General features: G+C 42.4%; 28 protein-coding genes. 15 read left to right on the top strand and 13 right to left on the bottom strand.

Annotated elements, in window-relative coordinates; all coding sequences use genetic code 11:
• Window positions 1-490: 490 nt before the first annotated feature.
• A complete protein-coding gene (locus tag ACQCT5_RS10805; protein WP_499641716.1) occupies window positions 491-1,654 on the bottom strand; it encodes an iron-containing alcohol dehydrogenase in 1,164 nt (387 codons plus the stop codon).
• A gap of 168 nt (window positions 1,655-1,822) precedes the next feature.
• On the opposite strand from ACQCT5_RS10805, the gene ACQCT5_RS10800 reads away from it, so the two are divergent.
• Window positions 1,823-2,056, top strand: coding sequence for a DUF378 domain-containing protein (locus tag ACQCT5_RS10800; RefSeq protein ID WP_224841174.1), 234 nt, complete (start codon window positions 1,823-1,825; stop codon window positions 2,054-2,056).
• A 509-nt stretch (window positions 2,057-2,565) separates the two neighbouring features.
• On the opposite strand, the gene yugI is transcribed toward ACQCT5_RS10800, so the two are convergent.
• A complete protein-coding gene (gene yugI / locus ACQCT5_RS10795) occupies window positions 2,566-2,976 on the bottom strand; it encodes a S1 domain-containing post-transcriptional regulator GSP13 (RefSeq protein WP_204420091.1) in 411 nt (136 codons plus the stop codon).
• Window positions 2,977-3,272: 296 nt separating this feature from the next.
• On the opposite strand from yugI, the gene ACQCT5_RS10790 reads away from it, so the two are divergent.
• Window positions 3,273-3,635, top strand: coding sequence for a helix-turn-helix domain-containing protein (locus tag ACQCT5_RS10790; protein ID WP_499641714.1), 363 nt, complete (start codon window positions 3,273-3,275; stop codon window positions 3,633-3,635).
• A 307-nt stretch (window positions 3,636-3,942) separates the two neighbouring features.
• Here the strand turns inward: ACQCT5_RS10790 and ACQCT5_RS10785 are convergent, their stop codons facing one another.
• Window positions 3,943-5,103, bottom strand: a complete 1,161-nt coding sequence (locus ACQCT5_RS10785) for an aminotransferase (protein ID WP_499641712.1) — start codon at window positions 5,101-5,103, stop codon at window positions 3,943-3,945.
• The gene (locus ACQCT5_RS10780) at window positions 5,100-5,600 is read right to left on the bottom strand and encodes an Lrp/AsnC family transcriptional regulator (RefSeq protein ID WP_499641710.1); all 501 of its coding nucleotides are present in this window, start codon (window positions 5,598-5,600) and stop codon (window positions 5,100-5,102) included. The genes ACQCT5_RS10785 and ACQCT5_RS10780 overlap by 4 nt, the downstream gene beginning before the upstream one ends.
• 164 nt (window positions 5,601-5,764) lie before the next feature.
• Here ACQCT5_RS10780 and ACQCT5_RS10775 point away from each other — a divergent pair, with 164 nt between their 5' ends.
• A complete protein-coding gene (locus tag ACQCT5_RS10775; RefSeq protein ID WP_499641708.1) occupies window positions 5,765-6,604 on the top strand; it encodes an alpha/beta fold hydrolase in 840 nt (279 codons plus the stop codon).
• A gap of 35 nt (window positions 6,605-6,639) precedes the next feature.
• Here ACQCT5_RS10775 and ACQCT5_RS10770 read toward each other — a convergent pair whose 3' ends face one another.
• Complete coding sequence (locus ACQCT5_RS10770) at window positions 6,640-6,906, bottom strand: DUF1871 family protein (protein ID WP_499641824.1); 267 nt, start codon at window positions 6,904-6,906, stop codon at window positions 6,640-6,642.
• 201 nt (window positions 6,907-7,107) lie between these two features.
• Between ACQCT5_RS10770 and ACQCT5_RS10765 the strand changes: the two genes are divergently transcribed.
• The gene (locus ACQCT5_RS10765) at window positions 7,108-8,277 is read left to right on the top strand and encodes a MalY/PatB family protein (protein WP_499641706.1); all 1,170 of its coding nucleotides are present in this window, start codon (window positions 7,108-7,110) and stop codon (window positions 8,275-8,277) included.
• Window positions 8,278-8,325: 48 nt separating this feature from the next.
• Here ACQCT5_RS10765 and ACQCT5_RS10760 read toward each other — a convergent pair whose 3' ends face one another.
• The 4 genes from ACQCT5_RS10760 to ACQCT5_RS10745 form a co-directional block, all read right to left on the bottom strand.
• The gene (locus ACQCT5_RS10760) at window positions 8,326-8,931 is read right to left on the bottom strand and encodes a histidine phosphatase family protein (RefSeq protein ID WP_499641704.1); all 606 of its coding nucleotides are present in this window, start codon (window positions 8,929-8,931) and stop codon (window positions 8,326-8,328) included.
• Between the two features lie 194 nt (window positions 8,932-9,125).
• Window positions 9,126-9,704: a superoxide dismutase family protein gene (locus ACQCT5_RS10755; RefSeq protein WP_499641702.1), complete on the bottom strand. Its 579-nt coding sequence runs from the start codon at window positions 9,702-9,704 to the stop codon at window positions 9,126-9,128.
• Between the two features lie 118 nt (window positions 9,705-9,822).
• Window positions 9,823-10,023, bottom strand: a complete 201-nt coding sequence (locus tag ACQCT5_RS10750) for a hypothetical protein (protein ID WP_499641822.1) — start codon at window positions 10,021-10,023, stop codon at window positions 9,823-9,825.
• Window positions 10,024-10,109: 86 nt separating this feature from the next.
• Window positions 10,110-10,796, bottom strand: coding sequence for a peptidylprolyl isomerase (locus ACQCT5_RS10745; protein WP_499641701.1), 687 nt, complete (start codon window positions 10,794-10,796; stop codon window positions 10,110-10,112).
• A 93-nt stretch (window positions 10,797-10,889) separates the two neighbouring features.
• Between ACQCT5_RS10745 and kapB the strand changes: the two genes are divergently transcribed.
• Entirely contained in the window at window positions 10,890-11,270 is a 381-nt protein-coding gene (gene kapB, locus ACQCT5_RS10740) for a kinase-associated lipoprotein KapB (RefSeq protein WP_499641699.1), read from the top strand.
• Window positions 11,271-11,323: 53 nt separating this feature from the next.
• Here kapB and kapD read toward each other — a convergent pair whose 3' ends face one another.
• Entirely contained in the window at window positions 11,324-11,947 is a 624-nt protein-coding gene (gene kapD / locus ACQCT5_RS10735; RefSeq protein WP_499641698.1) for a 3'-5' exonuclease KapD, read from the bottom strand.
• A 222-nt stretch (window positions 11,948-12,169) separates the two neighbouring features.
• Here kapD and ACQCT5_RS10730 point away from each other — a divergent pair, with 222 nt between their 5' ends.
• Together ACQCT5_RS10730 and ACQCT5_RS10725 are read left to right on the top strand one after the other, a co-directional pair.
• Entirely contained in the window at window positions 12,170-13,366 is a 1,197-nt protein-coding gene (locus ACQCT5_RS10730) for an MFS transporter (protein WP_499641696.1), read from the top strand.
• 107 nt (window positions 13,367-13,473) lie between these two features.
• A complete protein-coding gene (locus tag ACQCT5_RS10725; protein ID WP_499641694.1) occupies window positions 13,474-14,166 on the top strand; it encodes a DNA alkylation repair protein in 693 nt (230 codons plus the stop codon).
• Between the two features lie 50 nt (window positions 14,167-14,216).
• Here ACQCT5_RS10725 and ACQCT5_RS10720 read toward each other — a convergent pair whose 3' ends face one another.
• On the bottom strand, window positions 14,217-14,603 hold the full coding sequence (locus tag ACQCT5_RS10720) for a hotdog fold thioesterase (RefSeq protein WP_499641692.1): 387 nt from the start codon (window positions 14,601-14,603) through the stop codon (window positions 14,217-14,219).
• 232 nt (window positions 14,604-14,835) lie between these two features.
• Here ACQCT5_RS10720 and ACQCT5_RS10715 point away from each other — a divergent pair, with 232 nt between their 5' ends.
• A complete protein-coding gene (locus tag ACQCT5_RS10715; RefSeq protein WP_499641690.1) occupies window positions 14,836-15,150 on the top strand; it encodes an ArsR/SmtB family transcription factor in 315 nt (104 codons plus the stop codon).
• Between the two features lie 70 nt (window positions 15,151-15,220).
• Here the strand turns inward: ACQCT5_RS10715 and ACQCT5_RS10710 are convergent, their stop codons facing one another.
• Window positions 15,221-15,850 carry an SIMPL domain-containing protein gene (locus ACQCT5_RS10710; protein ID WP_499641688.1) on the bottom strand — a complete coding sequence of 210 codons (630 nt, stop codon included), beginning with the start codon at window positions 15,848-15,850 and terminating at the stop codon, window positions 15,221-15,223.
• Between the two features lie 76 nt (window positions 15,851-15,926).
• On the bottom strand, window positions 15,927-16,538 hold the full coding sequence (locus ACQCT5_RS10705; RefSeq protein ID WP_499641686.1) for a DedA family protein: 612 nt from the start codon (window positions 16,536-16,538) through the stop codon (window positions 15,927-15,929).
• Between the two features lie 158 nt (window positions 16,539-16,696).
• On the opposite strand from ACQCT5_RS10705, the gene ACQCT5_RS10700 reads away from it, so the two are divergent.
• The 7 genes from ACQCT5_RS10700 (at window position 16,697) to ACQCT5_RS10670 (ending at window position 23,603) form a co-directional block, all read left to right on the top strand.
• Window positions 16,697-17,542 carry an SDR family oxidoreductase gene (locus ACQCT5_RS10700; RefSeq protein ID WP_499641684.1) on the top strand — a complete coding sequence of 282 codons (846 nt, stop codon included), beginning with the start codon at window positions 16,697-16,699 and terminating at the stop codon, window positions 17,540-17,542.
• Entirely contained in the window at window positions 17,494-18,033 is a 540-nt protein-coding gene (locus ACQCT5_RS10695; protein WP_499641682.1) for a YuzC family spore coat inner layer protein, read from the top strand. The genes ACQCT5_RS10700 and ACQCT5_RS10695 overlap by 49 nt, the downstream gene beginning before the upstream one ends.
• A gap of 153 nt (window positions 18,034-18,186) precedes the next feature.
• On the top strand, window positions 18,187-19,056 hold the full coding sequence (locus ACQCT5_RS10690; RefSeq protein WP_499641680.1) for an ABC transporter ATP-binding protein: 870 nt from the start codon (window positions 18,187-18,189) through the stop codon (window positions 19,054-19,056).
• Window positions 19,053-21,302 (top strand): ABC transporter permease, encoded by a 2,250-nt coding sequence (locus tag ACQCT5_RS10685; RefSeq protein WP_499641678.1) that lies wholly within the window; start codon window positions 19,053-19,055, stop codon window positions 21,300-21,302. Before ACQCT5_RS10690 ends, ACQCT5_RS10685 begins: the two co-directional genes overlap by 4 nt.
• Window positions 21,303-21,339: 37 nt before the next feature.
• Window positions 21,340-21,951 carry an RNA polymerase sigma factor gene (locus tag ACQCT5_RS10680; protein WP_499641676.1) on the top strand — a complete coding sequence of 204 codons (612 nt, stop codon included), beginning with the start codon at window positions 21,340-21,342 and terminating at the stop codon, window positions 21,949-21,951.
• Window positions 21,899-22,714 carry a hypothetical protein gene (locus tag ACQCT5_RS10675; protein ID WP_499641674.1) on the top strand — a complete coding sequence of 272 codons (816 nt, stop codon included), beginning with the start codon at window positions 21,899-21,901 and terminating at the stop codon, window positions 22,712-22,714. The genes ACQCT5_RS10680 and ACQCT5_RS10675 overlap by 53 nt, the downstream gene beginning before the upstream one ends.
• A gap of 13 nt (window positions 22,715-22,727) precedes the next feature.
• Window positions 22,728-23,603, top strand: a complete 876-nt coding sequence (locus ACQCT5_RS10670; protein ID WP_499641673.1) for an ATP-binding cassette domain-containing protein — start codon at window positions 22,728-22,730, stop codon at window positions 23,601-23,603.
• Window positions 23,604-23,627 lie beyond the last annotated feature (24 nt).

The following is a 23,627-nucleotide window of genomic DNA, read 5'->3' as shown; positions in this document are numbered from 1 at the left end:
GCTGTTTTTGCATTCATTGTTGCTATATAGATATTGTATACATCAAATGTAGCCCGTTGATTTCCGCTCCGGACACTTGCTTTCCGCGGGGACGGATGGGAGCCTCCTCGGCTTCGCCTGTGGGGTCTCCCATGCCCTCTACTCTCCCGCAGGAGTCAAGTGTCCTCCGCTACAATCAACTCAGTTTTTTAACATTATTTGCTCTATTGAAATAAAAAATTGAGACAAAATAAAATTTTTCTATCTTTAGTAAGGTGAATTATTCCATTGAGTTCACCCCTGTTGGTCGGAGTGAAAGGCGTGAGACTCCTGCGGGAGCAGCGTGTCAAGGGAGACCCCACAGGCGCAAAAGCGCCGAGGAGGCTCCCGAGGCCGCCCGCGGAAAGCGAACGCCTGGAATGGAGACCAACAGGGTGTTTAATATTGACACCTTATCGCAAGCCAGCTCTATTCTAAAAGCAACAATCTTTGCGAAATGAGCCTTTTATAATTATAAGGATGCTTTTAAGATGGAAACCACATCATCATATGATAAGGATTTGAAATTGCCAACGGGACCTCGGGACATGACGTGCTCAGCCATTTTTTCAATATTCGTGTCATCGATATCATAATCTGCCAAGCGAGTCGGTGCTCCAAGACTGGACCAGAATTCACGCAGCCTTCTTATTCCTTCTAGTGCCACATCTTTATCGGTCGACCCGGAATCCTGTACACCAAAGACGCGGACTGCCAATTGCTTGAATCGCTCGATATTCTCATCTATCACATGCTCCATCCAGTTCGGGAACAGGATAGCCAGACCTCCTGCATGCGGAATATCATAAATGGCGGATACAGCATGTTCTATACCATGAGTAGCCCAGTCTCCACGGTACCCCATCTGCAACATGCCGTTCAAAGCGATGGTACCATTATAGAGGATTGTTTCACGGTGTTCGTAGCTCTCAAGGTCATCCAACAGCTTCGGAGCCGTTTCCATGACAGTGATCAATACCGCTTCACACATTCTATCTTGCAGCGGAGCATTTGTCGGTTGATGGAAGTATTGCTCCAGAACATGGGACATCATATCAACCATTCCATATACCGTATGATCTTTTGGTACGGTAAAGGTATTTTTAGGATCTAGTATCGAAAATTGAGGGAACGTAACAGGACTGCCCCAGCCATACTTTTCTTGCGTTTCCCAGTTGGTGATGACAGAGCCGGAATTCATTTCCGAACCGGTAGCTGCCAATGTCAACACGGTTCCAAATGGAAGTGCTTCTGTTGCGATATGTTTTCTAAGAACAATATCCCACACATCTCCTTCATATTTCGCTCCTGCTGCAATTGCCTTTGTGCAGTCGATGACACTTCCTCCGCCGACTGCCAGTATGAAGTCAATGTTATGCTCGCGGCAAAGCTCCACTCCTTTTCGAACAGTCGTAAGGCGTGGATTCGGCTCCACTCCAGCTAATTCTGTTAAGGTTGCACCAGCATTATGTAGAACCTCTGTAACCTCCGTATATAGACCACTCTTTTTAATGCTTCCTCCACCATAGACAAGCAATACGTTTCTGCCGTATTTCTCTAATTCCTTTGGAAGTACCTCAAGCTGTCCGCTGCCAAAGATTAATTTTGTTGGATTATAAAATGTGAAATTTTCCATTAGTTTAAACCCTCCCTTTTTCCATGATTATGGCTGATTTTATTTTGCTATGCAAAGAATCAGCCTCAACACATCTAGCATCCAACATAATTATTTTGTTTATGAATAAATTTTTCATTCTGACAAAATATATAAAGGAAGCACTTATATTCTCAAGGAGGGAATGTTATGAGTACAATTCAACGCATCGCTTTAGTTCTTACCATCATTGGTGCAATAAATTGGGGACTTATTGGATTTTTCCAATTCGATCTTGTCGCAGCTATCTTCGGTGGCCAAGACGCAGCCCTATCCAGAATCATCTACGGTCTAGTCGGAATCGCAGGACTGATCAACCTTGGACTTCTGTTCGTCCCATCCGAACAACACGAAAGAGAAGTAGAACCAAGAACCACAAGATAACCCAAAACCGCCTCTCCGTATTGGATGAGGCGGTTTTTTATTTATGGCTCTGTTAAACTCCGCTGATGATTTCCGCAATAGGCTACGCTTTCCGCGGGGCGTTTAGTGGAGCCTCCTCGGCTTCGCCTGTGGGGTCTCCACTAAACGCTTCCTCCCGCCGGAGTCTTCGCCTATTGCTCCAATCATCAGCTAGTGAACTTAAAAAGAATCGATAAATACATTAAAATGTATTGTCAAAAAGCAATTTTCTCTTAGTTATTATAGAAGAACAAAATTGATTTCACTCTCCCCCTATTGGTTGGAGCGCAAGGGGTGAGACTCCTGCGGAAGCAGCGTGTCGAGGGAGACCCCGCAGACGCTTTAGCGTCGAGGAGGCTCCCGAGGCCGCCCGCGGAAAGCGAACCCCTGGAGCGGAAACCAATAGGGGTGTTTTATACGTACATTTAATATAGAGGCAACTTTTACGAAAAAAAAAAACACCTACAACAGCAGGTGCCTTCGTTCGTATATTACTTCTTGATTAAATCTTCACGGTTGGATTGCTCAATCCACTCTTCTAATTTGTCTTTTAAAGTGTTGAAGCCGCCTGGAGCTGTTTCTGTGTGTTGTTTCACTACAGTAGCTTGACGCTTTTTAGGCTTTCTTGGTGCTGAAGCTTGGGGAGCTTCTGCAGGTGCTTCTTGAGTAGCTTTGATGGACAAGCTGATTTTTCCGGACTTCTCGTCAACAGAAAGAACTTTCACTTGAACCTCATCGCCCATTTTTAAATGTTCGTTAACATCTTTCACATAACCGTGTGTAATTTCGGAAATATGAACAAGACCTTGAGTTTCTTCGTCAAGTGCTACGAACGCTCCATAAGGTTGGATACCTGTTACTTTACCTGTTAAAACCGTACCTAATTCAAATTTATTAGACATGAAAACACTCCTAAATATTATAATTTTTATACACATTGAACGCAATAAAAAATTATACCACACATTCTACTTTTTTTCAAAAGATACTTTTTCATAAGACTGATCTGTGTCTTTATTATTCGTGGTTTTCATTTTATATATCCTCAATCGAATGAAATATATTTGTTCTTTTAGCACCTATATATAAAGGAGGAACTTTTAAGTGACTTAAATAGAAAAAATCAAAAAATGTACAAATATAAAACAAGCAATAAATGATATGATAGTGTTAGAAATAGGAAAAAGGGGCGATGGAAATGAAGAATGTTGGAGAGAATATTCGACAATACCGTGAGCGCGCAAAGCTGACACAGAGTGAACTTTCTTTAAAGCTAAGAGTTGGTACTGCAACGATTGAGAAATATGAAAGTGGTCAACAGATCCCGGATATGCAAACGATTTTAAAAATATCTACTGTCCTTGATGTTCCTGCTTCTGAACTACTGGAATCTGTTTCTCCTATAAATTCACATGGCATAGACCATGAACTGCAACAATTGATTGAGGAAGTAGGCGTAAAACGCGCAAAGTTGATTCTTCGAAAAGCAAAAGAGTATTCCGACGAGGACTTTCTGAATGTGATGCAAATGCTTTTTGAAAAGAAGTATAAAATAAATTAATAAAATATTTAAAAAATATGTTTATTTTATTATTAATGTGGGAATCATTAAACTATCAAGGCTTTCTAGTATTCCCCCTTTTGTTAAGGGCCAAATCCCTAAGTGGATTTGGCCCTCTTTTTTTGACCTGTAAAACACCGCTGTTGATTTCCGCACTAGGCGCAGCGACCCAAGGGGCGTTTGTGGGGCCTCCTCGGCTTACGCCTGTGGGGTCTCCACTAAACGCAACACCCGCCGGAGTCTTCGCCTATTGCTCCAATCAACAACTAGGTAACGTTCCTCAACATTATGCTTTTACAGAGCCTTTTTATATATAATTTTTGACAAAGCGCTCCATGCGTTTTATGGCTTCCTGGAGTTGTTCCATACTCGATGCATAGGAACATCTGATGTACCCTTCGCCGCTCTCCCCGAACACATTACCTGGGACGACGGCGACTTTTTCCTCTAGCAATAGATTCTCCGCAAATTCCTGAGAAGATAGCCCTGTCAGCTTCACAGATGGAAATGCATAAAAGGCACCGCCGGGAACATGGCAAGGCAAGCCGATCTCATTTAAGGATGAAACAAAATAGTTTCTTCTTCTACGGTAGCTTTTTTTCATATCCTCAATATCTTTCCGTCCATTTTTCAAGGCTTCAATGGCGCCATACTGAGCCATCGTGGAGGCACACATCATGGCATATTGATGGATTTTCAGCATCGCCTCGACTATATCGGTCGGTCCTGCAACAAACCCTAAACGCCACCCTGTCATTGCAAAGCCTTTGGAAAACCCTGAAATCAAAATCGTTCTTTCCTTCATGCCAGGCAAGGTGGGAAAACTGGTGAAGCTGGTATCAAAGCAAAGCTCTGCATAGATTTCATCCGAAAGGACAAGAAGGTCATATTTTTCTACCAGCTGACTTATCTCAAACAGCTCTTCCTTGCTCAGCATCGTACCTGTCGGATTATTTGGGAAACAAAGTAGAATTGCCTTTGTATTTGGAGTGATTGCATTCTCGAGATCCTCCATATCCACTGTAAACCCATTCTTCGCATCTGCTCCGACCTTGACTGCTCTACCGCCGACAAGTTCGATCAAGGGAGCATAGGATACAAAGCTTGGTTCAATGACAATTACCTCATCTCCGGGATCTACAATTGCACGTATCGCGAGATCCAATGCCTGACTTGCACCAACCGTAACGATAATGTCACTGCCGGCACTATATGTAACATCAAACTGCTGCTCCAGGTACAGGCTGATCCCCTTGCGAAGCTCCAGTAAGCCTGCATTGGCGGTGTAGGAAGTATAGCCGTTCTGCAATGAGGTGATACACGCTTCCCTCACTCCCCAGGAGGTGACAAAATCCGGTTCCCCCACTCCCAAGGAAATCACACCTTCCATATTGGCAGCCAAGTCAAAAAATCGGCGGATTCCTGATGGTTGAAGCTTTTTCACATGATGTGCTACTCGGTTTTTCATGGTGACACCACAATTCGGCGATCATCTTCTCCTTGATCAAAGATCGTCCCATCATGTTTATACTTTTTCATTATGAAGTGTGTCGTCGTTGAAATGACGGAATCTAATGTAGCCAGCCTTTCAGATACGAAGTTGGCCACTTGGGATAACGATTTTCCCTCGACCACAACCGAAAGGTCATATGCACCTGACATCAGGTACACAGATTTAACCTCGGGGAATCGGTAAATGTTTTTGGCAATTTCATCAAACCCTACATCCCGTTTAGGTGTAACCTTCACATCGATCATGGCAGTAACCCCTTCGAAGTTGTCCACTTTTCGCCAATCAATGATTGCACCATATTCTACGATAATTCGTTGGTTTTCCAAATGTTCCAATATATTTCTTGTTTTCTCTTCTGTAAGTTCTACCATTTTGGCCAGGACACCTACGTCAATTCGTCCGTTATCTTCGATGATTTGCAGTATGTCCAATTCTTTTTCTGTAAGTTGCATAGTACGGGCCCAACTCCTTTTCGATAAACGATGTCTCATTATAACAAATTATTCCTCAGCTTGGGTAACAGTTATTTTACAAAAATTTTTAACAAAATTACACATGTTTGAAAAGTTTCAAAGAGGTTAAAATACCTATATAATTCTGGATGGAGTGTTGGAAGATGAGAACAAATCACTTTACAGCAAACATTAACGGCATCAATATATTTTACGAATTCCATCATGATTCCGAATCAAGCGGCCTGAAAAAACCGACACTTGTGATGATTCATGGTTTTTTGTCGTCCTCTTTCAGCTTCCGAAGATTGATTCCTTTACTTACCAAGGATTACACTGTAATGGCCATTGACCTTCCCCCATTTGGAAAAAGTGAAAAATCCAAGAAGTTTGTCTATTCCTATGAAAATCTTGCCAAAGTGGTAATCGCATTGCTCGATAAGCTTGCCATCAAAAAAACGGTATTAATCGGACATTCCATGGGAGGACAGATAGCACTGAATGTCAGCAACCAGAAGCCCGAGCTTGTTGAAAAAGTGGTCCTGCTCTGCAGCTCCGGCTATTTAAAAAGACTGCCTGCAAGAATTGTCTACTCTTCCAAAATTCCATATTTTTATCTCTATCTGAAATTCTGGCTGGCAAGACAGGGACCGCTGAAGAATCTATTGAATGTTGTATATGACCATTCATTAATTGATGAGGAAATGATTGAGGGTTACACACAGCCTTTTTATGATGATCAGATTTTCCACGCCCTGACGCGAATGATCCGTGATCGTGAGGGTGATCTGGCATCAGATATCCTGAAAAAGATTGAAACACCAAGCCTTTTGATCTGGGGCGAGGATGATAAAGTCGTCCCTCTTGAAATTGGACGACGATTACACAGGGATCTGCCAAACTCACACCTCATCACCTATAAAAAAACAGGACACCTGCTTCCAGAAGAAAAACCCCAGGATGTCCGCCAAAACATACTGGATTTTATACAAACTTCCTATTAGTAAAAAAAACAGAAAAGCCATTGGCTTTTCTGTTTTTAAAAGGAACAAGACGAGTCTTCATTTTTTATTAGTAGAAGCTCCATCGCCTTCTCCCTGCACTGAGACAGTGGAATATTCTCCTCAAACGAAAACTCATATATCGCTTGTATTTTCTTTGCAAGTCTATTAATATCATCAAGTTCATGAACAGCCTGGACTACATCCACACATTCGGTATCGTAAGCATCCACACCATATCCTAATGGATCCCATTGCAGAAGGTTCTCCATTAAACGAACATTGATACTAGGTTTCATATCCATTTGCACACCTTGCTTTCCACCTTCTTATTGCTTGTCTTTTATTATAACTCTTTTAAATGAAAATGTTGAGTGGGGTGATCTTGATGCATTTTCTGCTTATCGATTTAACGTGCTAATCCGATTACTCCCGTAACTTTATCGGTATTGGACAAGCTTCGATAAATTTTTTAAGATGAAAGAAACAAAGGGGGAAGACAAAATATGTCTACATATAATTTTGACAAAATCATAAATAGAACTGGTACCTCCAGTGTTAAATGGGATGAAACCACCAGCGTGTTCGGTTATGGGGATGTGCTCCCTATGTGGGTGGCAGATATGGACTTCCAGTGTCCAAACGAAGTAACTGCCGCGATAAAAGCAAAAGCGGAGCATGGCATCTACGGATATACCTCTGTTCCTTTATCCAATCGCGATGCCGTTCAATCATGGTTAAAGAAACGGCATGATTGGAACGTGGATAAAAATTGGCTTTCCTATATATCAGGTGTTGTTCCTGCACTCAGTGCCGCAATCCAATCATTGACGGAACAAAACGATAAGGTAATACTATTCTCCCCTGTCTATTATCCTTTCTTTGACATGATCAAATGGAATGAGAGAAAGCTTGTCACAAGCCCGCTCCACTTTGAGAATGGCCGTTATAGTATGGATCTGGATCATTTTGAAAGCATGATAGATGAAGATGTGAAGCTTCTTCTTTTATGTAACCCACATAATCCGGGAGGTACGGTATGGTCCAAAGAAGAACTGAAGCAGCTTGGGGATATTTGTGTTAGGCATAATATAAAAGTGGTTGCCGATGAGATACATGGCGATCATGTACTAAAAGGTCACTCCTATACTCCATTTGCGTCCATCTCGGAAGAGTTTGCTCAAATAAGCGTTACCTGCATCGCCCCGACGAAAACCTTCAATATTGCTGGGTTACAGGCGGCTGTCATGATTATTCAGAATAAGGAACTAAGAGAAAGTGTCAACCTTTTTCAAATGAAGCAAGGGACCAACATGTTGAATGCCTTTGGCATCATTGCGATGGAAGCTGCCTATCGGTACGGAGATACATGGCTTAGGGAAGTACTGGAGTACATCGAAACGAATATGGAGATTGCAATCGATTTTATTGACAGGGAGCTTCCTGAACTCAGAGTAGCAAAACCGGAGGGAACTTACCTGCTGTGGATTGATTGTCGAGCGCTCAAAATGACCGATGAAGAGCTCAAAGAGTCCTTGCTTCAAAAAGGTAAACTGGCACTTGATTTTGGAAAGAAATTCGGCGATGAGGGAGAAGGCTTCATCAGGATGAACGTAGCCTGCCCGAAAGAAATTCTACTCGAAGGATTAACACGTTTGAAACAGGCGCTTGCTTAAATCAGCCCAATTGAAAATGGGTTATGCTGTAATGGCACAACCCATTTTTTACAAGGTTATAAGATGCTCCGTATTGTTTAAAGAAATCAGTGTACATTTATCCCCATTTTTCCGAAGTAAATGCATACCCGTGTCTCCTGTATAAAAACTTACATTTGCCGTCACAGGTAATTGGAGAAATGACTTCAACAGATTTGAGATTGTCCCGCCATGGGACACAATCGCAATTCTTGCAACCGCATAGCTTTCAGATAGTATTTTCGAAAAGGCAATTTCCGTTCTCATCCGAAATTCCAGTTCCGACTCCCCATTTTGTATTTTCTCATGCGGTTTTCTTCCACCAGGCGGCAATGGGTACTTGGTGGCGGCAACTTCCCTTTGCATTCCAGCAAGCACTCCATTATTGTATTCCATTAAACCCTGCTCCTTTATCAGCATACAACCTACTTCATCGGCAAGAATGGTAGCTGTTTCCGATGCCCTTTTTAAGGTGCTGGTCCAAATGATATCTGGCGGGCAATGCTCATTCAAGCGGCAAGCCAATCTTCTGGCCTGCTCCCTCCCAAGATCCGTAAGAGGATAATCAGCTCTGCCTTCATGCACGTTTATGAGGTCTGCCTCCGACTGTCCATGTCGTATAAGTAGTATCTCCAAAGATGAAACCCCCTTTATCTATAAATTTAAAATTATCGCAAAACTATGAACTATGTCAATAAGATTACGAATATTTCTTAAATAATACAAAAATAATGGAATTAAACCTTCGAATAAGGGACGAATAAAAAACAGGCAGGGAAACTATCCGTTTTCCTTGCCTGTTTTCATTTTATGACTATTTGGAAAGCATATTACTTTTTCTTCTCCGCTTCATCCACCGGTTCTTCCACAACTTCCTTCTTCTCTGCCACCTCTTTAGAAATGACTCCGCATGCAATCCGAGTGCCAGAATCTCCGGTTGGCTGAGTCATTCCGTCATCCGGTTCTTCCGAGATGATGATTGCAGTACCTTTCTTCCCAAAAAGAGATGTTTTTCCGTCCTTCAATGTTGCTGCTGGCGCCATCAGCTCCGCAATCACCGTTCCGTCATCCTCTACAATGATATTTGGCAGATCGCCGACATGGGCACCTTCTGGATGCAAAAGACCGTGTTCTTTGTCATCTGGATTAAAATGATTGCCGGCAGTCTTAAAATCCGGCGCGTCGCACAAGCCCTCTTCATGTATATGTACACCATGCTCACCGGGAGGAAGACCTTCGAGGTTCAGCTTGACGGTTACTCCTTTGCTATCCTCGGATATCTTTGCCACCCCAAGGGTATCACCGGAAGCATTAAAAACCTCCACGTCGAGTGCATTTATCTTTTCTTCCATACAACCATTTAACACAAAAAGCATTAGTACACTTAAGCAAGGTATCAGTTTACGCATACTTTCCTCCATCAGACTCTTTTTCCTAAGTTTCTCCGTTGCGAAGGAAAAGTATTTACGGAAATAAAAAAAAGAGAGATGAACCCCATACACCGGAGTTCATCTCATTATAGATCAGTTATTCTTTTATAATTTTTTCTCGCTTTAAGCGGTCCTCTAATTCCTTCGCTTTTTCAGATTCTTTTTTGGATACTTTTATAATCAGTCTGAAGACGAAGATGGCTGCAATAAAGAAAATGGTGAAAGTGATGGCAGCAGGAATATATTCTGATTTGTCCTCAGGGAAATAGAGAAACAATTGTAATATCAATGATGTTATCACGGTTGGAACACGACCTTTCTAATTGGGGACAGTCATGTTTTTAGTATAACAAACTCCTGTTTTTTTGGGAAACATCTTCATGCTTAATCAACAATCTTCATGCTCTCTATTTTGATTTCCTCTGTCGGCTTTGCCGAACCGTCCACCGGCACTTCAGCAATGGCGTCAACTACCTCCATGCCTTCTACTACTTGTCCAAATACGGTATGTTTATTGTCCAGCCAAGGCGTTCCACCATGCTCTTTGTATAATTCAATTGTCTCTGCAGGAAATTGGGCGCTTTCCATTTGGGCAATCATATCCTCTGTAACCTCGGATGCCTGAACGATAAAGAACTGGCTTCCATTTGTCGAAGGACCAGAGTTTGCCATGGAGAGTGCCCCTTTTCTGTGAGGGTGATTTTCACTGAACTCGTCCTCAAACGGCTCACCCCAAATGCTTTCCCCACCCATACCGGTTCCTTCCGGATCACCTGTCTGAATCATGAAGTCCTGGATGACACGATGAAAGATCAATCCGTCATAGTAGCCGCTAGCTGCATGCGTAACAAAATTCTCGACAGCTTTAGGTGCCGCATCCGGATATAATTCAACCACTATTTTCCCCTTTGACGTTGTGATTTCCACCGTATCGTCCTTCTTATCGTACTCATAGGCAGCTGCTTCCTCGCCACTGGTTCCTTCCGATTCGTTGTTGTTGCTTGTACCTTGTCCACAACCTGCTACAATAAGTAGTAGAGCAAGCATCATAAATGACCAAATTTTCTTCATGTTGTTTTCACACTCCATATATTATTCTTTATAGAAGATATTACTAGAAATAATAAGAAAAATCATCCATTAAAAATCAAAGGGGGACTTAAGATGGACGAAATTAAAGTAGGTTCGGTCGTTACAGGCATCTATAAGACGGGAAAATACATAGGCGAGGTGACAGATGTTCGCCCTATGCACTATTTGGTGAAGGTGAAGGCTGTGCTGAAGCATCCACAGCAAGGGGATCTTCATGCCCCGAAGGAAGTGGACGTACCTCTTTTTCATGAACGACGTGCACTTGCCCACAATGAACAAACAAACATTCCGAAAAATATGGTAAAGCTTTATGGTGGAGAAGTAATCGATTATAAGGAATCCTTGAAGATTGCCCTCGAAAGCTCAAAACAGGCTCTCCAAAACGACTCGGGGGATTGGGCTCAAAAATGCCTGGAGAATCTGTCTGTCCTTGAAACGGAATACAAACTATAATAATGTGTCCATGCAAACTGAAAGCCAAATCACTCTTGAGGTGATTTGGCTTTTTATAAGGCATATTTATTCATTATTTTAGATAGGTCGATGCGGTCTCCGATGGTAGTTGGCTTTGGTCTTGCCAGGTAGCTTTTATCCTTTTCCACTAACCGGAATATATTATAGGTCGTAAGGGCGTCATCGAGAGCACGATGATGTTTTCCTGTACCCTCTTTTCCATATTCCTGAACCGCTTTCCACAGTCCTGTCTGATTCTGATCTCCAAAGAACCTTTTATATTCCATGGAAAGGTCCACTTGTTTGCATGGCAATGGGAACTGCAGACCATGATAATCACAATTATTCTTCAGTACCCGCATATCCATGTTGCCCCAAGTAATGACGGTTCCCCTTTCATGCGCTTTAAAGGAACTCAGCACATCAATCAACTCAAAAAAACTTATTCCCTCATCCACTTTTTTCTGGCTGATGTTTAAAAAGGATCGGCAACGGTCAGTTAAGGTCGGAAATGCTTTCGGCTGGATATATGTGGAGAACTGCTGGATAATCTGTTCGTTCTCTACCGCCACAATACCGGCTTCAATGACTTCAGGAAAAAAATTCTTGGGGTAATGCCTGTTCTCAGGCATGGTGAACTCAAAATCAATGAACAAAAATAATGGAGGAAGACTCATCTTAACCCTCCCTTCTCTTAATTTTCAGAATTTTATTACTTTATTATATCATGGGAATATAGGTTTTAAGTACGATAATTAATACAATTTTCAAAAAATATGCTTGTTTATCGCTTTTTTGGTTGATTTTTTCCATCCATGAGTTATTATTTAGTTATACGAAATATTTAATATCCGAAATAACCAAAGAAGGTGAGTAATATTTCAACGTCAGGACGGAACATGTTCATCATGTGGTTTGCGAACTTTTTCGTTGCTGCGAGTGCTACAATGGTTCTCCCTTTTCTATCTTTATTCATTGAAACGTTCGGGAATTACTCTGATTCCTATGTTCAGCGCTGGTCCGGTTTTATTTTTGGGATCACATTCCTGACAGCGTTCTTCGTTTCACCGATTTGGGGAAGAATTGGGGATAAATACGGCTACAAGCCTATACTGATCTTAACCGGGTCAGGGATTGCGACTAGTATTCTATTGATGAGCTTTGTCGATAGTGTTCATGGGCTTTTTATCTTGCGTATGTTCATGGGGTTGGTTACCGGTTTTATTCCAACATCGATGGCCTTGATATCCTCCCAGACGTCTAAAGAAATCGCCGGGAGAACACTCGGTACATTGCAGACAGGCACTGTTTCCGGAGGCTTATTGGGTCCTTTGCTTGGAGGGATGCTGGCCGATTCCTTTGGCTTCACTTATACTTTTTTCATTACCGCAGGAGTCATTTATTTTGCAGTTTTACTCGTAGCATTTGGCATTAAAGAAAAGAAAAAGCAGCCCAAAAACAGTAAAGAAAAGATTTATACACGAAAAGAAGTTTTGGCCTATATTGTCCAAAAGCCGATGTTGCTTAAAATCATGCTTCTCTCTTTGCTGATACAAGCGGCAAACTTCAGTATCCAACCATTATTGACACTCTATGTAGGCGAATTGACCGGGGCGGCCAACCTTGCTCTGCTTGCTGGATTTGCCTTCTCTGCTACAGGTTTTGGCAACCTGCTGGCATCTCGCAACTGGGGTAAGCTCGGAGATAGAATAGGGTACGAAAAGGTCATTGTACTATTGATGTTCCTAAGCTCCCTGCTTTTTATCCCCCAGGCCCTGTCTACATCATTATGGCAATTAGTACTGTTCAGATTTTTCTTTGGAATGGTGGTTGGCGGACTGATTCCATGTATGACCGCATACATTCGATCTGCCGCTCCCCTTTCCATGCAGGGGGAAGTCCTCGGGTACAATGTAAGCTTCCGATTTCTTGGGAATGTCATCGGGCCTGCAATGGGCGGATTGATTTCAAGCTTTTATAGCATCTCGACTGTATTCTATGTAACGAGCTTCATTTTCCTTTGCTCGGGAATCATTCTGCTATACGGGATTACCCATCCGGAACGGGCAGAAAAGACAGTGGAGTCATCCAATTGAGCGTCGCAGCAGTTCCCCTGCTGAGGCGCTTTTTTCATTCCTTCTTCCATTCTCTTCCTTGTTCCTGTATGATTTTGTTTAATATATTGGTTATAAGGGGGCAAATCATGTCGACTCTTCAAGACTACGAAACAAGGATTCTGCATGCATTCCACACACATGCAAATGGCGAGAACAAGGAACCGATGGAAAAATACATGCGCAATCATTTTCCGTTCCTAGGCATTAGAACTCCGGAAAGAAAAGATATTCTACGTAGATTCCTGCTTGAAAACGGAAAGCCTCCTCTAGAGTGGCTCGAGCAGCTCGTCACCTTTTTATACAGTCAGCCTGAACGTGAGTTTCATTATGTAGCACTTGCGATGATTGACCTGCACATAAAGAAACTTGATGCAGACTTCCTGCCTTTACTGGAAAAATTGATTATCACGAATTCCTGGTGGGATACAATTGACCATATTGCACCGAAACATGTGGGTGCGATCCTATTAAAAAACAGAACTTCCATCGCCGACTATCCTGATCGCTGGATTCAGGACGATTACTTTTGGCTTCAGCGCTCTGCCATTCTATTTCAATTGAAGTACAAACAAAAAACAGATGAAGAAAAGCTGTTCCAAATAATCAATCAAAGAAAAGATTCAAAGGAATTTTTTATTCAAAAAGCGATAGGATGGGCTCTGAGGGAATATAGCAAAACCTCCCCTGATGCTGTCATTACATTCATTAAAAATAATGATTTGGCACCGCTCAGCCAGCGGGAAGGCATGAAGCATGTCCATACACTTAACCTAAGATAGATAAAAAATGAGGAAGTGCGCGTTGCAAGCGCCACTTCCTCATTTAACTATTACCTTTTTTTCAGAATCGCCATCGTACATCGGGAAACACATATAAGCGCTTCGTTCTCATCGACAATTTTGATATCCCATACCATTGTTGTTTTCCCTCGGTGCAGCACAGTACCAATGGCTGTCACCATTCCATCCCTTTTTCCTTTTAAATGATTTGCATTAATTTCCAGACCAACACAAATTTCCGTCTCCTGGTCAATCAGATGAAAGGTTCCGATACTTGCCACTGTCTCTGCCAGTGCTACGGATGCACCCCCATGCAGCAATCCAAACGGCTGATGCGTGCGCTTATCCACCGGCATGGTCGCGATAGCCCGTTCTTCTGATAATTCAATGATTTCCATCCCTAGCGCTTCAATTAACGTATTGGTTAGCTCCACCATTTACTCCTCCTATCATTTCCTATGTCTCAATAATACTACTGCAACAAGGAAGTATACAGAAAAGAATAGAAAAATCGGGAGTAAAGCAGGCCAATCCCACATATTGTCCACCTCCAAAATCCGAACCCTAAGAAATTCGGCTATTTGCTAAATATCAAACCTGTGAGTTGAGCGGCACTTTGTTATCGCATATAATGATTAAAAGATAATTGATAAATAGAGGTGAGATGCGTTGAATAAGGAAATACCTCTACATGATATTTCGTTGGAGAAGACATTCGAGAAATATGAAAGTAAATACAAGGCGGTTGCCGATAAAAAAAGGCTGCACATCATGAATCTTCTCTGTCAACACGGAGCACTGTGCGTATGCGATATGGTTCCATTGATCGGGATGCCACAGTCTAAATTATCGTATCATTTGAAAATCCTGCTTGATGCGGAAATAATCGTGAAAGAGACGAGAGGAACCTGGAGCTATTATTCTTTGAATCAGAAGGAAGTTGACAACCTTTTATCAGAGGAGCTTTGCTGTCTGTTCAGGTAGGTTAATAGGTGGAAAAAACAGACCGTTCCTTTCATGGGAGGCCATGAAAAGGAAGCGGTCTGTATTATTTTTAATATATATATTCAAGGTTCACTGTAGCGTTAATGGTAATTTCCTGGGGTTCGATAGGGGTACTTGCTTTTTCCTGTAGGGCAAAGCCTGCATATCTTGGTCCAAAGAACACTTGCTGGGCCACTTCTTCGACCCTTACTGGGACTGGGTGAAGACGTACACCTATCGTGCTAGCCATGGCGCATGCTTTTTTATATCCATTGAGGATCGCCTGCTGAAGTACTTGTCGGTAGATTGTATTATATTTGGTAGCCTCGAAGGAAAGATTTTCCGAAATATTTGCTCCATTTTCAAATGCGATGTCCACTACAGAGCCCACCTTAGTGATATCCCTCACAGTTACTCGGAAAATATGCCGCACTTCATAGGACGTCAATACTGGTGTGCCCGACTGATCTGTGTACCTTGGAAAAGATGTATAGGAGGACGTTTCAATATCATTCTGGTCAATCCCTGCTTGAAGCAAGGCTTGAATCATCCTATTTGCCTTTATCCGATTTTCCTCCTGGGCCGCTTGAACGTCTGGATTGGACGTAACCACCCCTAACTGAATATACGCAATATCAGGACGGACTTCTTTTTTTGCCGTTCCTTGTACCAGCATTTTTCGATGATTTGGACTTTCCATACACACCCGCCTCTTCCATTGGCTATTAACAGCTTCTTGTAGTTAATTGTATGAAGGGGGAGAAGGAAATAATACTTTATCGGTATTTTTGAAGAGAAAAGGTGGGATCATTCAGTTCTTTATACCATCTATGGACATTGTACAAGACAAGGGAAATAGCAGAAGCAAGGAAAAGTTCCATGCGATATTCGATGATAAACTGAGCCTGATGCCAGACATAATTCCCCAAAAAGAAGAATATTGTCACCCATACTACGGCAGCCGAATAGGCAGCCAGCGCAAATTGATAGAACGGGAGCTTCATAAATCCTGCCAAAAACGGAACGACATTTCTTGCGCCCGGAAGGAAGTAGGAAATACATAATGCAAATGCATGGTACTTATTGATTAGCGCTTCCCCTCTTACCAGGGAGGCCTCCACTTTTTCATTCTTCTCAAGTGTGGAATACAAGCCGCTTCCAAGACATCTGCCAAGAAGATAGCAAGTGGTCAAACTTGAGATTACGCCCAAATAGATGGTCAACAGTGCTGGAGTGGTCTGTAGAATCCCTTTATAGGAAATGATTCCTATTGAACTGACAAGCACTTCATTAGGGACCGGTATGCCAAACATGCCTAACCAAAGCCAAAAGAACAATCCTATATATCCATAGTCGCGTATTAGTTGTAAAATAATATCAAAATCCATGCGATCCCTTCTTTCCGCATTCAGCGAAGGATTTGATACAAATCTTTTTTGTTTGTACTTCTTCGTGTTACCTCTATATTCCTTTTATCTCAGCTATCTAAACTAAACAACACGCTGACAGATTTTTCTATATTACTTGTATGGAAAGGAGATTGTGCATGACCAACAAAACCGTTCTGATTACAGGCGCTTCCGGGGGCTTTGGTAAAACGTTCACGAAAGTCTTTTTACAAGCAGGCTATCACGTGATTGCTACGATCAGGCAGGAAAATAAAAAACAGGAGGTACTGTCCGGATTATCCGAACAGGAACGAACGAATCTAACCCTCTTATTTTTAGATGTATCACATGACCAATCTGTTGCGCAATTTCAAACTGCGTTAAGTGCTTTCCATCGGATAGATGTGCTTATCAATAATGCCGGTTTTGCCGTGGCAGGGTTTGCCGAAGAACTTACCGTTGAGGAATATAAGCTGCAATTTGAAACAAACTTTTTCGGAGTGATCCGTGTTACGAATGCTGTCCTCCCTTTCATGAGGAAACAAGGCTCCGGGAGGATTATCAATATCAGTTCAATCAGCGGGCTGGTCGGCTTTCCGGCACTGTCCCCCTATGTCTCTTCCAAGTACGCCCTAGAAGGCTACAGTGAAAGCCTGCGCTTGGAGGTAAAAGACTTTGGAATTGATGTCGTGCTTTTGGAACCAGGTTCTTTTCAGACAAATATTTGGACAAGCGGCACACACCTTTCCCAAAATGCGGGTAGTGACGCTTCCCCATACAAAAGCATGTTTGCTTCGATAAATAATAGAATGCTAGCAGAACGAAGCAGTTATGGAGATCCTTCCGAGGTGGCAAAGCTGGCTCTGAAAATTTCAGAAGACAAAGGGACGCCCACCCTTCGCTATACAGTAGGGAAGGGTGTCAGACTGATGCTGAACCTTAAGAGTCTCATCCCATGGAAAACCTGGGAACGCATGGTTCTAAAGCAGCTGTCGAAGCCCTGAATGACCACTTCCTTAGGTTGACAACTCTCCAAACCGTTCTTTTTACATATAGTGAGTATGTAAACGAAAATCCTGGTTTGGAGGGAAAAGTCATGTACTATCATCAATATCCCCAGCCACATTACTATCCCCGCAACACGTACTTTCCCGTTTATCCATATTTAAATGGGACCTATATCCCGAAGTATCGTTCATACCCCCAAGTGGATCCAACTTTTTTTACTGAATCCGCAGGCGCCATGCAGCAGCTGATGAAGGAAGCGAGCATTATCTTAAAAAAATTATCCGAATCTAAAGATTTTGCCTCTGAAGTAATGAGTGCCGCACAGGAAGGGAAGATGGAGAAAGTGGATCAGCTTTTAAAAAGCACCGGGGTTCATGCCGGTGTAAAAGCCGATTACAACCCGGATGGCATCAATTTAAAGCTTTCCTCGACCGTTGGTGGGACGGATTGCTGTCATTTGACTATATCGCTTAGGTGGCGGGCATGATTCCCTTTTAGGGGATTAGTCCCGCCTTTTTCATGCATTACTGGTACAAGTATCCACCCCTTTTTCAACCCAAAATCTGAACCCTTTTCCTTTTCATTTCGTTATAATGAGGGAAGGCACATATGTTTTTTCTACAAGAAAGTAGGATCTACCATGATACAAATTAAAAATCTATCAAAACATTATAAAGAATCTGCAGCGCTCGATTCAATTGATATAAGCATATCCAATGGCATATTTGGGCTTCTTGGACCAAACGGAGCGGGAAAAACGACATTGATGAGAATACTGGCAACGCTCCTGAAGCCAACTGGCGGCGACATATGGATGAACGAAATTTCTCTGACCAGGAATCCTGAGAAGGTACGTCATATGATTGGTTATCTTCCACAGAGTTTTCACGTTTATCCCCAACTGACACCGATGGAGTTATTGGATTATGTGGCCGTGATGAAGGGCATCAGAAGTAAATCACTTCGTAAAAAAACTATACATGATCTACTTGAGAGCGTGAATCTTCAGGAAAAAGCCAATGAAAAAGTGAAGACATTATCCCATGGAATGAAGCAGCGGCTCGGGATTGCACAAGCATTCATCGGTAACCCCTCTGTTGTCATTCTCGATGAGCCTACCGTAGGGCTAGATCCGGAGGAAAGGCTTAGGTTCAGAAACCTTCTATCCTTGGAAGGGAAAGATAAAGCTATTATTCTTTCCACACATGTTGTGACAGATATTGAAAGCAGCTGCTATGAGATAGCTGTATTAGATAAAGGCAGACTTGTTTTGGATGGGACCGTAGAGGATCTATTAGAGGAAGCCAGGGGTAAGATTTGGGAGATGGAATTGCATCAGAGGGATCTTGTCCATCTGAAAGCGGAGAAACTTATCTATTCCATCAAGCAACAATATGGAAGCTTCGTACAGGTACGAATATTGACAGATGAAAAGCCCTTTTCAGGTGCCATCCTTACCACACCTATTTTAGAAGAGGGCTATCTTTCCCTATTGGGGGATAGATCATGATTACTTATATTCGACACCTGCAATTGGAGCTTACCTTCCTGTTCAAGAATTGGCTGTTTCTCATCGGTCCACTGCTTTATTTTGTTTCTATTTATATCTGGTTTACCTTTCAGGGACCATATCAAGCATCACAACCCTTTTTACAGCGTTCAAATGAATTCCTGGCTGTTGGCCACACCGTATCTTTAGGGGTTATGTTTCTTGCAAGTGTACTCAGTATCAGGAGGGAAAAGCAGACGGTGATGCTGGATTGGACAAATTCCCTGCCCACCTCCTATCGGGGAATCATTTTAGCCAAATTCAGTGCTATCAATCTGTACAGCCTGATTTATACGATTATCTTCTTTGTTTCTTTTACAGCAATGGGAATAATACAGGATGAACGGTTGGGATTCCTGGTTGATCACGGATGGGTCCTGGCACTTCAAAGCCAAGTATCCTACTTTGTATCGATTGCCCTGGGGATGTTTTTGGGTGCGATGATTCCAAACCGAATTGTCTATATCATTGCATTCTGTGCCTGGATGTTCGGTACTTTTTTCATGGAAGGTTTTATTATTCAAAAATATCAACTCTACTATTTGAAAACCTTTCACCTGAGTCAATTTTTCCTGGACCAAAATATGTCTGAGGGCTGGGCCTTCAATTTGGCACAGAAGGAAGCATGGCTCTCCCGGATTTTTGTCTTCTTTTTCGGTTTGCTGCTCTTAAGCTTAACTGTGTGGAGATCGGGTACGAACCGCCTTTCTTCCAAAAAAAGAAGGGCCGCTTACAGCGTAGTGCTCATCGTAGTGCTGACCATTGCTTCCGCTGCTCCCTACACCCATTTATGGATAGAGAGAATAACAAAATCGGAAAAGCTTTTCCGACATGCAGTGAACCAGGAGAATCTGGAAGAATCAAATGTTGACTATACTTCCTTTATGGAAACCGAGAATTATAGATTAGTAGTGGAACGTGTTGGAGACTCTACCATCCTTGTTGAATCCGAAATAAAAATGGGCAGTTTGGAAGAGAGCCGTTTAACCTTTACCCTTTATCCAACCTTTGAAATTGATTCCATCACCTGGAACGGAAAAGAGTGGGATTACCATAGAAAGAATAGTACCGTCACCCTGGAAAATCTTAAGAATAACTCCTCCAATACCTTGACTGTCACCTATCAAGGAACATTGAATGAATGGGGCTATTCGTACTCCATGGAGAAAAACTTTGCTTTTCTGCAGGATGACAATATGTATCTTCCTTCCTATATCGCATGGTATCCAATTATGGGGGAATTTCCGGTATATGAAAAATTCGTAAATGGGACGGCGAAAAATCTATTTACCAATTACTATCATCGATCCGCAGAGCTAAGCCGGAATATACCTCCTACCGATTTTTCCATCACAATGAAAGGCTTTGAGCAGCCTGTGTTCGGGACTTTTGAAGAAAGCGGCAGACTGCCTGATGGGTCCCTTCTGATTACAAGCAGTGCGACTCCAGGGCTGACCCTTTTCTCACAAGCAGGGTTGGTGGAGAAGGAATTGGCTTTTGGGACACATATTATCAGTTTGGAAAAGCACATGAAGCAGCTTGAGGGGGAATTTGATAATCTAGATGGAATTCTTGCCTATTTGAACAGTTGGCTTACCGTTAATAATAGCTTTAAGGAGAAATTAGTGTATCTACCGTCCCTGGAGTATACAGGTTCTGAAAGTTACTTTATCAATACTATCGATGATGCATTTTTTGCGGATGAAAGAAGCAGGCAATACTTCTATTCGTATGGACCTGAATTCGATAATAAAGACTTGTTCCTGGATGTGGAAGCGCATTTTATTACCGACCTTCTGTTTAAGCATTATCCGCATAGTCCCTACGCTACTTCGGACGATTTCACGGTCTACCATGGGATGATCCAGGCATACCTGCTTGTAGTTTTCAAGGAATACTACCAATTCAGTTGGGAGGATTTCCAACGGTTAGGCGGCTCAAATTATTGGAATCTCACTTCATTAGGCTACCTAGATCATGAAGAAGGCAGTACGATAGTCACGAAGCTGGAGAATAGGCTTTCAAAAGAAGAACTTGCACCGGAGGAAGAAATAGTATTTCTGGTGGCAAAGGAATGGGAAAAAGGTAATAAAGAGAAAGTGAAGCAGTTTCTTCGTGAGGTTCACGAGGATATGAAGGCAAACTCCACGCCTGGCTACAGTTATTACGACTGGAAAATTAAATGGAATAAGATAATGAGTGATTAATAGGAGTAAAGAACAAGACCAAAAGGAGGGACAGCCAGTGATCAGCGATGAACAGCTGCTCGAACAGATGGCAGAGGGCAACCAGGCTGCATTTGAAGCCTTTGTCCATCGATACCATGTAGCGATTCACCAGTATGTGGAAAGACTTTTAAAGGATTCCAAAAAAGCGGAGGATATTGTGCAGGAGACATTTATCCGATTAATAAAACAGCTGCAGATGAAGAAGATCCCTACCTATCCGAAAGCATGGCTCTATAGGGTGGCATCCAATCTTTGCAGGGATTATTGGCGAAGTGCCCAGTATCGCACGGAAGGTACAGCAAAAGAGGAAATGCCGATAGCTGTGGACCAGAAAGCCTCTGTCATTGAAATATATGAACGGCAGGAAACACGTAAAGAGGTATTGGCATCCCTTGACACCTTATCTGATGCCCAGCAGCAGATTGTCGTGCTGCGGTTTTACCAGGATTTGAAACTGAAGGAAATTGCCGAAATACTGGATATCCCTCTCGGAACAGTGAAGTCCAATCTGTTCCATGCCTTGAAGAAACTTAAAGGGGTATTATCGAAAGAATCCGAAAAGGAGGCGAAGAGAGATGAAGGACCATCAGGATCAGAACGACCAAGAGCTATATCAACTAGAGGATGAAATGAAGGACATGTTTTCTTCTTATGTAGTAAAGACGCCGACAAGTCAGGATACGAAAGCCTTACTTGCAGCATTACAGCCTGCTTTTAATCAAATAGCAGATGAAGATTTGGAAGAATTCCAATACGAAGCAATGAAAGCACCTTCGCTCTTTTACCAACTGAAAGCACAAGTTTCCTTTTACCAGTGGCATTTCTGGTTAGCAAGCACCATCATATTCATCATGCTCACCCTTTATACATCCAGTGTTAATGTTTCAAGTGCACCTGTTTTCTATATGTTTGCCATTCCCTTATCCATGTTGGTAGGAGTATTTTATACGTATCAGACCTGGAACAAGCAGATGCGCACCATTGAAGGGATTACGCCGTTCCCTCCTGCTTTGCTTCTGTTAAGCAGAATGATTATCATTTTTTCCATGAACATCCTTTTCGGCATCGTCAGCTCGATTTATCTCAGCTTTGCCATGTCACAGTTCTATTTACTTCCGTTTTTATTGCATTGGATTGCACCAGCCATATTCATATTCGGGGTTTTTGCCTACTGTATGATGAACAAAGGAGTGAAAATCGGATTCGGAATGGGGATCGTTTCATGGGTAGCCATTTTCATAGGCACAGTCATGGTCAGGGATATGTCCTATCGCCTTGATATTTCCTATAGTCAGATTGCAAGTATTCAGGGGGCTTTGGTAATTCTGGGAACACTACTCCTTTTCCATGCTTTCAGAAAAAGTCTGGTACTTCAGTCAATGGAACAATAACGGGGTCATCCGCATGATTATGATAAAGGATCTGAATTGGAGCTATAAGAAATTTTCCCTGTCCATTGATGAACTTACATTTGAAAAGGGTATAACGATACTTGTAGGTAACAATGGTTCCGGAAAGTCGACACTGCTTCATCTGTTGGCAACAGCCATCAGCGCGCCTGTTGGGACCATTCATTACGACGAAGATACCATGGATAACAATCTTGCCCACGTGCGCAGCAGGATAGGCTTTGTCCCTACTGGCATTGAACTGTACCAAGACTATACCCCCTTTAAATTAATGTTGTATATGTCTCAGCTCAAAGGGATCGGAAAGGATTTTGCCATACAGCAAACAAAAACACTGCTTGGCGTTTTCCATCTGGAGGATGTGGCCCAGAAGAAAATCAAAAGACTTTCCCAAGGGATGCAGCAGAGATTGGCACTTGCTCAGGCATTCATTGGCAGGCCCCGGTATATTTTTCTGGATGAGCCATTGAACTTTTTGGATATCCATGAGCGAAAATGTCTGTTAAACTATTTAACAACCCTTTCTTCACATTGTGTCATTGTCGTGGCTACACATGAACTGAATGAATGGGAGGATATTTGCCACTCTGTACTTTGGATGAACCGGGGAGAAGTCCTCTATGCGGGACAGAAGCATATGTGGAAAGAAAACCTTCCTTCAAATGTATGGAAGGGGGAACTGCTAGACGAGGACTATGATGAATTTTCAAAAAAGCATCTTATCGTGTATGCTGGCCGCCTTCCGAAAGGGCTGCTTGTAAAATGCGCGTCACAACAGCAGCCCGCGCCAGGCTTTGCAAGGACTCCTCCTACCATGGAGGATGCGTTCTTCATACGTAAACAATCCATCAAAGAAGCTAGAGATTCATAGCTTCTTTTTGTTTTTGATAGTGGC

This window comes from Sutcliffiella halmapala, assembly GCF_050107295.1.
GTDB classification, from domain to species: Bacteria; Bacillota; Bacilli; order Bacillales; family Bacillaceae_I; genus Sutcliffiella_A; species Sutcliffiella_A halmapala_A.
Note: the sequence above shows the minus strand (reverse complement) of the source record. Positions and strands in the feature narration are given on the sequence as shown.

Bases quoted from the DNA above. Each gene is read 5' to 3' on its own strand.
- ACQCT5_RS10690 (WP_499641680.1), top strand. From the start codon at position 18,187: ATGATACAAATTAAAAATCTATCAAAACATTATAAAGAATCTGCAGCG.
- yugI (WP_204420091.1), bottom strand. From the start codon at position 2,976: ATGTCTAATAAATTTGAATTAGGTACGGTTTTAACAGGTAAAGTAACA.
- ACQCT5_RS10770 (WP_499641824.1), bottom strand. From the start codon at position 6,906: ATGGATATGAAACCTAGTATCAATGTTCGTTTAATGGAGAACCTTCTG.
- ACQCT5_RS10675 (WP_499641674.1), top strand. From the start codon at position 21,899: ATGAAGGACCATCAGGATCAGAACGACCAAGAGCTATATCAACTAGAG.
- ACQCT5_RS10685 (WP_499641678.1), top strand. From the start codon at position 19,053: ATGATTACTTATATTCGACACCTGCAATTGGAGCTTACCTTCCTGTTC.
- ACQCT5_RS10700 (WP_499641684.1), top strand. From the start codon at position 16,697: ATGACCAACAAAACCGTTCTGATTACAGGCGCTTCCGGGGGCTTTGGT.
- ACQCT5_RS10710 (WP_499641688.1), bottom strand. From the start codon at position 15,850: ATGGAAAGTCCAAATCATCGAAAAATGCTGGTACAAGGAACGGCAAAA.
- ACQCT5_RS10745 (WP_499641701.1), bottom strand. From the start codon at position 10,796: ATGAAGAAAATTTGGTCATTTATGATGCTTGCTCTACTACTTATTGTA.
- ACQCT5_RS10705 (WP_499641686.1), bottom strand. From the start codon at position 16,538: ATGGATTTTGATATTATTTTACAACTAATACGCGACTATGGATATATA.
- ACQCT5_RS10730 (WP_499641696.1), top strand. From the start codon at position 12,170: ATGTTCATCATGTGGTTTGCGAACTTTTTCGTTGCTGCGAGTGCTACA.
- ACQCT5_RS10780 (WP_499641710.1), bottom strand. From the start codon at position 5,600: ATGCAACTTACAGAAAAAGAATTGGACATACTGCAAATCATCGAAGAT.
- ACQCT5_RS10805 (WP_499641716.1), bottom strand. From the start codon at position 1,654: ATGGAAAATTTCACATTTTATAATCCAACAAAATTAATCTTTGGCAGC.
- ACQCT5_RS10695 (WP_499641682.1), top strand. From the start codon at position 17,494: ATGGAAAACCTGGGAACGCATGGTTCTAAAGCAGCTGTCGAAGCCCTG.
- ACQCT5_RS10670 (WP_499641673.1), top strand. From the start codon at position 22,728: ATGATTATGATAAAGGATCTGAATTGGAGCTATAAGAAATTTTCCCTG.
- ACQCT5_RS10755 (WP_499641702.1), bottom strand. From the start codon at position 9,704: ATGCGTAAACTGATACCTTGCTTAAGTGTACTAATGCTTTTTGTGTTA.
- ACQCT5_RS10800 (WP_224841174.1), top strand. From the start codon at position 1,823: ATGAGTACAATTCAACGCATCGCTTTAGTTCTTACCATCATTGGTGCA.
- ACQCT5_RS10765 (WP_499641706.1), top strand. From the start codon at position 7,108: ATGTCTACATATAATTTTGACAAAATCATAAATAGAACTGGTACCTCC.
- ACQCT5_RS10775 (WP_499641708.1), top strand. From the start codon at position 5,765: ATGAGAACAAATCACTTTACAGCAAACATTAACGGCATCAATATATTT.
- kapD (WP_499641698.1), bottom strand. From the start codon at position 11,947: ATGAGTCTTCCTCCATTATTTTTGTTCATTGATTTTGAGTTCACCATG.
- ACQCT5_RS10790 (WP_499641714.1), top strand. From the start codon at position 3,273: ATGAAGAATGTTGGAGAGAATATTCGACAATACCGTGAGCGCGCAAAG.
- ACQCT5_RS10725 (WP_499641694.1), top strand. From the start codon at position 13,474: ATGTCGACTCTTCAAGACTACGAAACAAGGATTCTGCATGCATTCCAC.
- ACQCT5_RS10785 (WP_499641712.1), bottom strand. From the start codon at position 5,103: ATGAAAAACCGAGTAGCACATCATGTGAAAAAGCTTCAACCATCAGGA.
- kapB (WP_499641699.1), top strand. From the start codon at position 10,890: ATGGACGAAATTAAAGTAGGTTCGGTCGTTACAGGCATCTATAAGACG.
- ACQCT5_RS10720 (WP_499641692.1), bottom strand. From the start codon at position 14,603: ATGGTGGAGCTAACCAATACGTTAATTGAAGCGCTAGGGATGGAAATC.